Source organism: Metabacillus halosaccharovorans (assembly GCF_002019635.1).
Lineage (GTDB): Bacteria > Bacillota > Bacilli > Bacillales > Bacillaceae > Metabacillus > Metabacillus halosaccharovorans.
The window spans coordinates 762,545-774,077 of the sequence record NZ_KV917371.1 but is presented as its reverse complement, the minus strand read 5'-3'; the positions used below and the strand labels follow the sequence as shown (position 1 = coordinate 774,077).

Here is an 11,533-nt window from a genome sequence, read left to right as displayed (position 1 = left end):
TTTTACTTTTATATATTAAAAACAATCCTCGATTTCCTTAATAATAGAAAATTTTAGCCGATATAATATCCTGGATGGGATAGAACTCGTACAAGGTTTTCTAAGGGTCAAATCGATTACTCTTGATGCCGAAGCACAAACCAGATTATAAAAGTGAATATTATTATAAAATAAACCATTAACAAGTAATAGCGAACCTGTTTCTTTTTAATCGTTTTATTTACATTCTGCAAAAGTTAATTTGGTACAAGGGTAGCGATCCTGCCACTTGCTAAAGGCGCGTTTGATTCCAGGCTGAAGTATATTTTCCTAGGATTAGAGGTGTTTTTTTATTGTGCAAAAAGGCTTCATCAAAATAGACCATCCAGAATAACAAGAAGAAAGGGTTTAGAACATCATGAATTTATCAATCAAGCGAAAAATAATTGGGAGCTTTTTGGTTGTTTCGATTATTTTTGGGGCAGCTTCGCTGTTTTCCTATCAAAATATGAAACAATCAAATGAATCATATGAATATGTGATCGAAACGGTGGCAGAGTTAAGAGCGATTTCTCAAGCAATTCAAACAGATACAGCCTTGCAGACGGGATATTATCGTGCCTATATGCTGTACGATGATGAGAGCTTTAGAGACAAGATGAATGAAGCAAATACTCAATTAAATGAAAGTATATCCAGAGGACTTGAGCTATCAACCTTACAAGAAACAAAGGATCGTCTTCAGTCCATTCAGGAGCTAAATAATCAATTTAAAGAAACGGCGAACCGTGTCATGGATGAAAAATCAATCGATGAAGCAAAGGCAAATGAGGATGGCTTAAAACTGATTGTCCCAATTAGTACGAGCTTAACAGAGGAAGCTCTTTCTATGAATAATTGGTTAAGAGAAGATATTTTAGAAGAAAGAGTGAAAGAAACAAAGGAAGAGTCTGATCGGGCACAATTAACTCTAATCGTTCTAAGCAGTGTTGCTGCTGTTTTTGCTATTTTCTGTGGAGTGGTTATCTCAATTTTTATTACAGGACCTATCGTTCGGTTGGGTAACGCAGCGAAGCAGGTGGCTTCAGGAAATCTCCAAGTAGAAAAGATAACCATGAAGAATAAAGATGAAATCCATGATCTTAACGAATCATTTAATGCTATGACAGATAATTTGAGGGAAATGATTCGCTCGATTGCTGATCATTCAGATCAGGTTGCAGCATCGGCCGAACAATTGAATGCAAGTGCAGAGCAATCGAGCAAAGCAACAGAAACCGTTTCCTCTGCGATTCAGGAAATTGCAAGTAGTGCAGAGGAAACAACGACAAAGCTGGAACTTAATTCAAGCTCATTACATGAAGTCTTACAAGGAATTCATCATATTTCTGAAAGCTCCTCAACTGTTTCTGAGCTTTCAAGAGAAACAACAAAGGAAGCAGAAGATGGCGGGCATTATGTGAAAAACAGCCTAACCCAAATGAGGTTTATTCGTGAATCAGTAGGACGTTCTAATGAAGTGGTTCAAACACTATCACAGCGTTCAACAGAAATAGGTTCTATTTTGGATGTGATTAGTGATATTGCGAATCAAACGAATTTACTGGCGTTAAATGCAGCCATTGAAGCGGCAAGAGCTGGAGAACATGGTAAAGGCTTTGCTGTCGTTGCTGATGAAGTTCGTAAGTTAGCGGAGCAGTCCCAAGCATCAACAAAGAGTATTGCAGATTTAATTACATTCATTCAAAAAGATACCGAAGAATCGGTAAATATTATGAATGAAGTTGTTCAAAATGCGGAGGAAGGGGTAAAAGTATCAGAAATAACCTCTGAAAAGTTTGCTCAGATCCTGACAAGTACAAAGAATATTACCCCGCAGATTGAACAAGTAACAGCAACAGTGCAGCAAATTTCGGCTAGTATTGATGAAATTGCGAACTCGGCGATGGATGTTTCCCGTTTGGCTCAAGAGAATGCGGCTAGTTCTGAAGAAGTGGCTGCATCAACGGAGGAACAGTTGGCGTCCATGCAGGAAATCGATGCATCAGCCCAGGCTCTGGCACATATGGCTGAGGAATTAAAAAATGTAGTAGGTAGCTTTAAGATTTAAATAGATAAAAAACAAAAAAACCCGTCTATACTGGCGGGTTTTTCTATTATACACTTTTCAGATTCCGTTCCTTCTAACTATTTTTCATCATATTAACTCTCCATCTAGTACAATAGGTTCATTTCTTCCAAAAAGAAGGAAGGGACATTTCGTTTAGTAACCGTTCACAAACTCTATTAGATTAGGAAATAGCTCATTATTGTGTATTGGTTTGACACATTTATCCAAGTTGACGAAAGCTTAAAAATAGAATTAGATATGGTAAGAAGAGATTTGGTTTTATGGAAAGGAGCATATGAATGAAGAGCATCAGAAGTCGTTTATTCCTTATGCTTCTTATTTTTATTATCATCCCGTATTTTTTATCTGTTTTTGTTATTTATGGATATACAAAAAATAGAGTGGAACAGCAAGCTCTTAAGGCTAGTCATCATCAGATGGATAAACTTTCGGAGGAACTGGAGCAATATTTTGATGAAATGGTTAATCTGCCTTACCTGATTTACCGAAATCCTGATTTTTTTACTATTTTCACAGACGAATCAGAAGACCTTCCTCCACAATCAAAAGAAAACAGTGTTGAAACATTTTATTTGATGAGAAATGAAATCCGTCAAGTGCGTTTTTATCTTGATAAAAAGAAAGAGTCGATTACAGCTTATCATGCAAAAGTGAGTGCTCCGAAGCAAAAACCGGACGTATTGAATGAAGAATCTATTAAAAAACTATACAATTCGAACAGTTCTGATCTGATTGAACCGCCGCATCAGATTGAAAATTATAATGATGCTGCGATTGTTCCGGAGTCTGACAAGACGGTAGTGTTGACGATTCACCATAAAATAGTTGATATTTTATCAAACGAAGTTCTTGGCTTCATTTCCATTGATCTTAATCTTGATGTCTATGCTAGGTTGTGTAACAGCCTGATTGAGGAGAATGAAGAATCAGTGCTGCTTATTGATGCTAATGATCATGTCATGTACGCAACTGATGCATCATTAATCGGAAAACCAGCACCTAAAGGGTTACTGAAGCAAATGAATGCAGAGAACAAGAATTCAAATGGAGAGATTATCTTAACTAAATCATTATCCGGATCACTAGATCAATGGAAATTGGTGAAAATCACACCTGGTCAATATTTATTTCAAGAGGCGAGGCAAACAGCAATCATCAATATCTTAGTTGGTATCGGAGTCGGATTGATGGGACTTTTGATGATTGGATATGTTTCCTACAGAATTACTCGTCCGATAAAAACTCTTAGCCAAAAGGTTCGGTCCATTGAGGGCGGAAAGAGACAGGTGCCGTTTGGTAGTGATAGAAAAGATGAAATCGGCCATTTAGACAATCATATGAAGGAGATGATGGATCGAATAAATCTTCATATTGACCGGGAATATAAACTGGAAATTGAAAATAGAAAAAATCAATTTAGAGCTCTGAAAGCGCAGGTGAATCCGCATTTCTTGTTTAATGCCCTGCAATCAATCGGGGCTGTGGCATTAAGGTCAGATGCTCCAAATGTCTATAAATTAGTAACCACTTTATCCAACATGATGAGGTACTCGATCCGAGCTGATCAATGGGTATTTCTACGTGATGAGGTCCAGTATATTGAACGTTATCTTTCTCTTCAAAGAGAGCGTTTCGGACATGAACTTAATGTTTCCATACAGTTAAACAAAGAACTGTTAAATATGAAGATTCCGAGTATGATCGTTCAGCCGCTAGTTGAGAACTTTTTTAAGCATTGTTATGAAGAAGGCTTCTATGATGCCAGTTTAAGTATTTATGGAAAAAGAACAGGTGAGAACGTCATTCTTACCGTGGAAAATGACACGTCAAGTGTTTCTTCTTCAAAATTAAACTCATTAAGAGAACATATCTATTCCTCTTCTTATGAGGGAACAAATTCACACGAGCATATTGGTCTGAAAAATATCCATGATCGTTTAGTTTTAAACTATGGGGAGAATGCAGGCCTGAAGCTCGATACGAAGAATGGGGAAGGCTTTTGTGTGGAACTTATTATCCCGCTTGAGGCTGTCCTGCAAAAGGATGAAAAGACGATCTTTTTAGATAAATCTAACATCTATTGATTTTTTCCTACATCAAAGGAGGATGGGATAAAGTGAAGGCTCTCATGATCGATGATGAAATCAATGTCCGTTTTGTGATGAAGCAATTAGGTGAATGGGCGAAATATGGTATTACGACTCTTTTTGAAGCGGCAAATGGACAAGAAGCCAAAAAAATCATAGAAAAGGAAAGCCCGGAGATTATTTTTACTGATATAAAAATGCCCGGAATGAATGGGATGGAGCTGATTGAATGGCTGCATACAAACTCTTATACAGGAAAAGTGATTTTCATCACAGGCTATGACGACTATTCCTTCATGCGAAAAGCCATTCAGTTTAGCAGCTTTGATTATTTATTAAAGCCCATTGAAGCAGAGCCGTTTAATCACACATTAGCTGCCGCAGTTGAAGCCTGGAAAAAGGAAGAAAAGGAACGAAGCAACAAAGATAATGGGGATTTGGAAAGTGTTAAAAGGTTTCGCATGAACCAGGTCGTGACACAAGCCTGTATAGGAGAACAATTTGATGAGCTGGAAATAGCTTCATTTCTTCCTCATGCGAATCAATACGAATTAACACTTATGTCTTTTTATCAAATGCATCATGCTGAACCTTATATACAGCAGCTAGCTGCTGAGCTTATGAAACAAGGATGGGGGAATGCTTTTGCTCTTCAGCATGATTCCTCACTTTGTCTCGTGATGTCAAATGAATCGGACTGGATTTTGATTGAAGAATGGATTAGTCAGCAGTTTGATATTCCGATCAGACTTGTTAGCGGCAAGCCGATCAGCTTATTAAATGAAATCCCAAGATCGTTTCGGGATTTACAAAGGGAAATGGAAGGTCAAAACTTTCGATCAATTCATCGTGTAAATGACTTGGATGATGCCCGCCGGATGCAGGATATCGTAGCATATGTAGAGATGTATTATATGGAAGAACTAAGTTTGGAAAAACTGGCAAACCGCTTCTTCTTAAGTCGTGAACACATTTCAAGAAAGTTTAAACAACAAACAGGATTGCCACTGTCCAAATATGTCATGAACCTAAGAATTAATCAAGCGAAAACGTGGCTTATGGAAACAGAGGAGAGTATCCTCTCTATTTCATTAATGCTCGGCTATCAGGATGAAAAATACTTTTCAAAACTATTCAAAAAAGTGGTTGGTATGACACCTTTTGAGTACCGAAATGCAAAAGAAAAACAAGCATTGACCAGTAGGGAATGTGAAACATACTGAGGTGAAAGAATGAAAAAAAGGATCACAGGTTTATTATTAGTTGGAGGCCTAAGTCTAACCCTTTCAGCTTGTCAGGAAGCGACGAAGCTAAAGGAATCGAAAGCAGCAGCTGAGCCCAAATTGACACTACAAGTGAGAAATCCAAAAGTGGAAATTTCAACACAATTTGAGCAAATGGTGAAGGCTTATGAAAAGGAAAACCCAAACATAGACATTCAAGTTGAAACGGTTGGGGGAGCAACAGATGATCTCGCAGATCTAAAAGCGCAGATTGCAGCAGGAGAAGGTCCGGATATTTTCACGAATAATGGATATGAGCAAGGTAAGCTATGGAAGAACCTTTTAGAAGATTTATCAAATCAGCCGTGGGTCAAACAAGCCTACAATGAAACTCTAATCCCTATGACGTTTGATGAAAAGTTATATGGAATGCCTGTCAATATGGAAGGATACGGCTTTATCTACAATAAAGATTTATTTGAAAAAGCGGGAATTCAAACATCTCCAAAAACACGAACAGAATTAGAAAAAGCAGCGGAACAATTACAAAAGGCAGGCATTACACCTTTTGCAAATGGATATTATGAAGAATGGAAGCTCGGAGTTTTTCTATTAAATATAGCCTTTGCTCAGCAAGATGATCCTGATGAATTTATAAAAAATCTCCATTCAGGAAGTGAAAAAATCACAACAAATCAGGTATTCAAAGAGATGATTGACTTGCTCGATCTAACCATAAAATACGGAAATGAACAACCATTAACGACTGACTATTCAATGGAATTAAACATGTTTACAAAAGGTGAAGCAGCCATTCTCCTTCAAGGCAACTGGGTTCAACCGATGATTGACCAAGCTTCGCCAAATATGAATATTGGTTTTATGCCGATTCCCATCAATGATGAACCAAAAAACGATGCTCTTGTCGTGAGCGTTTCAAATTATTGGGTCATCAATAAACAATCATCATCTGAAAAGAAAAAAGAAGCAAAGAAATTCTTAAATTGGATGGTCTCATCAACACAAGGAAAATCATATATGACCGAACAATTTAAATTCATCCCGGCGTTTAAGAACATTGAAACAAATCATCTAGGGCCACTTGCACATGACACCTTAACGTACTATAAACAAGGAAAAACCCTATCCTCCAACTGGTTCCACTTCCCCGTCGGCATCAGAGAAGAATTCGGCTCCTCCATGCAACAATACATCGACAACCAGCTAAACCGCGACCAACTACTACAAGAACTACAACAATCCTGGGACTAGGGGACAGGTCCCTTGTCCCCTTCAGGGACAGTGTACCTGTCCCTTTGTCCCATCCAGCCCCAGCGCCTTTGTCCCTATGTCATATCAATTTACGACGAAATTCCGATCAATTTGTGACATATCCTCGGATAGCGCTATTACCCTATAATTTTAGTTGTAAACAAAAACTTGCTAGGAGGATAAGCGATGAACTTTAAGAGTTTTGCCAAACAAGCAACAGTCGTAACACTTAGTACAGCTATTTTATTAGGGGGCGGTGAGTCTTTTGCGTTTGCGAAAGAAAAAGATTCCCGTGATCACAAAGAGGACTATGGAATTTCCCATATCACACGTTCTGATATGCATAAACTTATTGAACAGCAGGGAGATTCTAAATACACTGTTCCTGAATTTGATGAGTCAAAAATTAAAAATATCTCATCTGCAAAAGGTTATGATGAGCTAGGAAACTTAATTAATTTAGATGTATGGGATACATGGCCATTACAAAATGCCGACGGGACAGTTGCAACCTATAATGGCTACCAAATTGTTTTTGGTTTAGCAGGTGACCCTGATAGAGGCTGGGACACATTCATCTACATGTTCTATAAAAAAGTTGGCGACAATTCAATTGATAGCTGGAAAAATGCAGGAAGAGTCTTTAAAGATTCCGACAAATTCAAATCAGATGAACAAAATTTAAGAGACCAAGCAGAAGAATGGTCTGGTTCTGCAACATTAACGTCTGACGGAGAAGTTCGTTTATTTTATACAAACCGACATGGTTGGGATCCTGCGAATGGATTCTTCGGTAAGCAAACATTAACAACTGCACAAATCAATGTATCTGAGCCAAGTGAAAACACATTGAAAGTAGATGGAATTGAAGATCACAAATCGATCTTTGATGGAGACGGAAAAAACTATCAAACAGTTCAACAAGCATTTGGCGGTGGAGATTATTCAGATAATCATACATTAAGAGATCCTCATTATATTGAAGAAAATGGCCGTAAATACCTTGTCTTTGAAGCGAACACAGGAACAGAAACAGGTTACCAAGGTGAGAACTCATTATTTAATAAAGCTTATTACGGTAAAAGTGAAGCATTCTTCAGAAGTGAAAAAAGCAATCTATTAAATAGTCCTAAAAAGGATTTAGCGGAAATATCAAACGGTGCACTTGGAATTATTGAAATTAATGATGATTACTCATTAAAGAAAGTCATGAAGCCACTGATTGCATCAAACACAGTAACAGACGAAATTGAGCGTCCAAACATCTTTAAAAAGGATGGAAAATGGTATCTATTTACAAGCTCAAGAGGATCTAAAATGACGATTGATGGTATTGATGATGAAGATATTTATCTATTAGGTTATGTGTCAAACTCATTAACAGGCCCATACAAGCCATTAAATAAAACAGGACTTGTGTTACATCAAGATCTTGATCCATATGATGTGACATGGACTTACGCACATTTCGCGATTCCGCAAGAAGGAAGCGATAATACAGTCGTAACAAGTTATATGACAAACAGAGGATATTTTGAAGACCATCAATCTACCTTTGCACCAAGCTTCCTATTAAACATTAAAGGTGATAAAACCTCTGTTGTGAAAGATGGAATTCTTGAGCAAGGTCAAATAACGATTAAATAATTCAGTTAAAAAGAAAATGCCGCTTTACATAAGGCATTTTCTTTTTCTATATACTGAAGCTAAACGTGGTGATCAATATGCAAAAACATAAAAAAATCGGCTTCCTTCTTATTTGCTTTCTAATTGTAGGTGTAATTGTATTTGTGATGAATTTCAAAAAAGAAACACCTACTCAAACCAATAAAGAAGATACAGAAACGTCCTCAATTCGTGCTCACTACCATTTTACCGTACCTGATAAATGGAAAAACGATCCTCAAAGACCCCTCTATGTGAATGGGAAATATCATTATTACTACCTTTATAACCGTGATTACCCAGATGGAAATGGTACAGAATGGAGGCATGCCAGTTCAAAAGATCTTGTGCATTGGCAGGATGAAGGTGTAGCCATTCCAAAATATACGACTGAAAATGGAGATCCATGGTCAGGCTCAGTTGTCATAGATTGGGAGAATACAGCAGGATTTGGAGAAGGAGCTTTCATTGCCATTGTGACACAGCCTTCAGCTGATGGTGGGAAGCAGGAACAATTTTTATGGTACAGCACCGACAAAGGACAAACATTCACTCCTTATGGGGATAAACCAATTATGGAAAATCCGGGAACACATGACTTCCGGGATCCAAAGGTGATGTGGGATGAGCGGGATGAAAAGTGGAAAATGGTCATGGCAGAAGGAGCTAAAATAGGGTTCTACGAATCAAATAACCTGATAAACTGGGAATATACAAGTGGTTTTACAACCGAGGGAATGGGTATTGTAGAATGTCCTGATCTCTACCTTATGCAAGCCGATGATGGGGCTTTAAAATGGGTGCTTGGAGTGAGTGCGAACGGACTTTCTACAAACAAGCCAAATACGTATGCTTACTGGATCGGTGATTTCGATGGAAAAGAATTTATTGCTGAACAGAATGATCCTCAATGGCTTGATTACGGGTTTGATTGGTATGGTGGAGTTACCTTTGAAGATGGAACACAAAAAGATAACCTAACAAGACGCTATGCCTTCGCCTGGATGAATAATTGGGCATATGCTCATAACACTCCAACATTACAGGAAGACTTTAATGGGATGGATTCAATTGTACGTCAAATTGAATTAAAACATGAAGGTGACAATCACTATTATCTGGCCTCACAACCTATTGAAGCCCTGAACAAGTTGGAAACAACAACAGAATCATTCAAGAACATAAACGTAAATGGATCTAAAACTCTCCCATTAAAAGGAAATGTCTATCAACTAGAAGCTGATATCTCATGGGAAAAACTCAAAAATGTCGGTCTAAGACTACTTGAGTCGGCTGATAAGAAGAAACATGTTGATGTTGGGATTTTCTATAACCCTGAGCAGCCTTACTTTTATGTCAATCGCTCTAATACAGGCCATCCTGATGAAAATCAGCAACTAGTAGAAAGTACATCACCATTTAACACAAACAAGAAGCAGGTTCATCTGAAGATCCTCGTTGACACAAACAGCATTGAGGTTTTTATTGACGATGGAAAAAAAGTACACTCACAAGTTATTTTTCCGGAAGAAAAAGATCAAGGAATCTCACTCTTTTCAGAAGGAGGAGAAGCTGTTTTTTCCAACCTTAAGTTCACGAATATGAAGTCAGTCAACCACTAACAGACCAAATCACTTGATGATTTGGTCAAATTCCCTTACCATTAAATAAAAAAATTCATGAAACAATACTGAAACCTCTTCCTTTTTCATACGTACTAAAGATAAGGAGAGTGAAGGAAATGGATAATACGAATAAATTCCTTGCTTCATTAAATTATTTTAGTGTGTTTATTGCCCCATTTTTATTACCTATCATCATTTATTTTGTTGTCGATCATCACGAAGTAAAACAGCATGCCAAAAAAGCCCTTGTTTCACACATTATTCCGTTCTTATCTATTATAGGTCTATTCATCACGATTTTCTTTGCAGCAGCCTCTAGTTCTTCAGAAGATACCGCCTTTTTTCTTATCATTACTGGTTTTGTATTAGTTGGGTTAATCAATCTTATTGTATTTATTTGGAACATTGTTAAAGGAATTAAAATTTTCACAAAAGAATCTTAAGGAGGAGTTTGGATGAAAGAGCAAAGAAAACGAATTTTAAGATTAGTAGAAGAAGGAAAACTTTCCGCGGAAGAAGCATTATCACTTATTGAAGCCTTAGAAAATGAGGAAGCGGTGAAGGAAGAAAAAATAAATGCTTTGTCCACTGAGGTTTTGGGAAATAAGCAGTCTTCTAATGATGATCACGATTCTGCAGAACAAAAGCAATCAATGGGAAATAAATTAATGGATTGGGTCGATTCAGCCGTCAAAAAAGTAAAGGATATGGATTTAGATCTTAATTTTGGTAAATCAATCGGTCTTCAGCATATTTTTCAATTTCAAAGTGATTCGTTCCAGGATATTGATATTCAGCTTACAAATGGAAGTGTCAGCTTCGAACCTTGGCCTGAAAAGGATATTAGGGTTGAATGTGATGTGAAAGTGTTCCGTGTCGAAAACACTGAACAAGCAAGAGAAACCTTTTTAGCCGGTGTTGATTGCCAAGTGGAAGGAAACCGTTTTGTGTTCTTTACAGAGAAAAAGACGATGAAAATAAACATGATTGTCAGACTGCCAGAACAGACATATGAACAAGTTAAAGTGAAATTGTTTAACGGACCGATTAGAGGGGAAGATTTAAGAGTAGAAGCCATAAGGGTAAAAACAGCAAACGGTGTTGTTTCTTTTTCTTCACTCAATGGTGCTAAAGGAGAATTTGAAACAGCAAACGGGCAAATTAAACTTTCAGATGCTCAGTTTGATAAGCTTGAACTGGAAACGATCAGCGGTCATATTCAATTTAATGGATCAGCAGAAAAGCTGGATGCGCAGAGTTTTAATGGTAATGTACAAGTAAAGCTTAACGATGATCGTTGTGAAACATTCTATGCAAAAACAGCGACAGGAAATATTGATATTACGGTTCCGGAAGAAAGTACAATCGTAGGAGAGTTAAAATCAAATTTAGGGTCCTTATCTGCACTGCTTAATGATGTAGAGATTTTCTATGAGAAAAATGAAACAATTCAAAAAGAGCTTAAGTTCCGTACAGCACAGCAGGCAAAAATGACTCTTTTTGCTGACTCAAAAACAGGCTCTATTGAGATTAAATAATTTAAGGATGATG

The 11,533-nt window shown here is 37.4% G+C and carries 8 protein-coding genes; all 8 read left to right on the top strand.

Translation table 11 applies throughout. The features are described 5' to 3' along the window. The first annotated feature begins 397 nt into the window (after positions 1–397). Complete coding sequence (locus BK577_RS03760) at positions 398–2,089, top strand: methyl-accepting chemotaxis protein (protein ID WP_078431690.1); 1,692 nt, start codon at positions 398–400, stop codon at positions 2,087–2,089. Positions 2,090–2,388: 299 nt separating this feature from the next. Continuing rightward, complete coding sequence (locus BK577_RS03755) at positions 2,389–4,194, top strand: sensor histidine kinase (protein ID WP_078431689.1); 1,806 nt, start codon at positions 2,389–2,391, stop codon at positions 4,192–4,194. 32 nt (positions 4,195–4,226) lie between these two features. Further along, positions 4,227–5,420 carry a response regulator transcription factor gene (locus tag BK577_RS03750; RefSeq protein ID WP_078431688.1) on the top strand — a complete coding sequence of 398 codons (1,194 nt, stop codon included), beginning with the start codon at positions 4,227–4,229 and terminating at the stop codon, positions 5,418–5,420. A 9-nt stretch (positions 5,421–5,429) separates the two neighbouring features. Continuing rightward, on the top strand, positions 5,430–6,692 hold the full coding sequence (locus BK577_RS03745; protein ID WP_078431687.1) for an ABC transporter substrate-binding protein: 1,263 nt from the start codon (positions 5,430–5,432) through the stop codon (positions 6,690–6,692). 186 nt (positions 6,693–6,878) lie between these two features. Continuing rightward, positions 6,879–8,339 carry a glycoside hydrolase family 68 protein gene (locus BK577_RS03740; RefSeq protein WP_078431686.1) on the top strand — a complete coding sequence of 487 codons (1,461 nt, stop codon included), beginning with the start codon at positions 6,879–6,881 and terminating at the stop codon, positions 8,337–8,339. Positions 8,340–8,416: 77 nt separating this feature from the next. Continuing rightward, a complete protein-coding gene (locus BK577_RS03735) occupies positions 8,417–9,979 on the top strand; it encodes a glycoside hydrolase family 32 protein (protein WP_078431685.1) in 1,563 nt (520 codons plus the stop codon). Between the two features lie 119 nt (positions 9,980–10,098). Further along, on the top strand, positions 10,099–10,425 hold the full coding sequence (locus tag BK577_RS03730; RefSeq protein ID WP_078431684.1) for a magnetosome magnetite crystal formation protein family: 327 nt from the start codon (positions 10,099–10,101) through the stop codon (positions 10,423–10,425). A gap of 12 nt (positions 10,426–10,437) precedes the next feature. Beyond that, positions 10,438–11,520 carry a DUF4097 family beta strand repeat-containing protein gene (locus BK577_RS03725; RefSeq protein ID WP_078431683.1) on the top strand — a complete coding sequence of 361 codons (1,083 nt, stop codon included), beginning with the start codon at positions 10,438–10,440 and terminating at the stop codon, positions 11,518–11,520. Positions 11,521–11,533 lie beyond the last annotated feature (13 nt).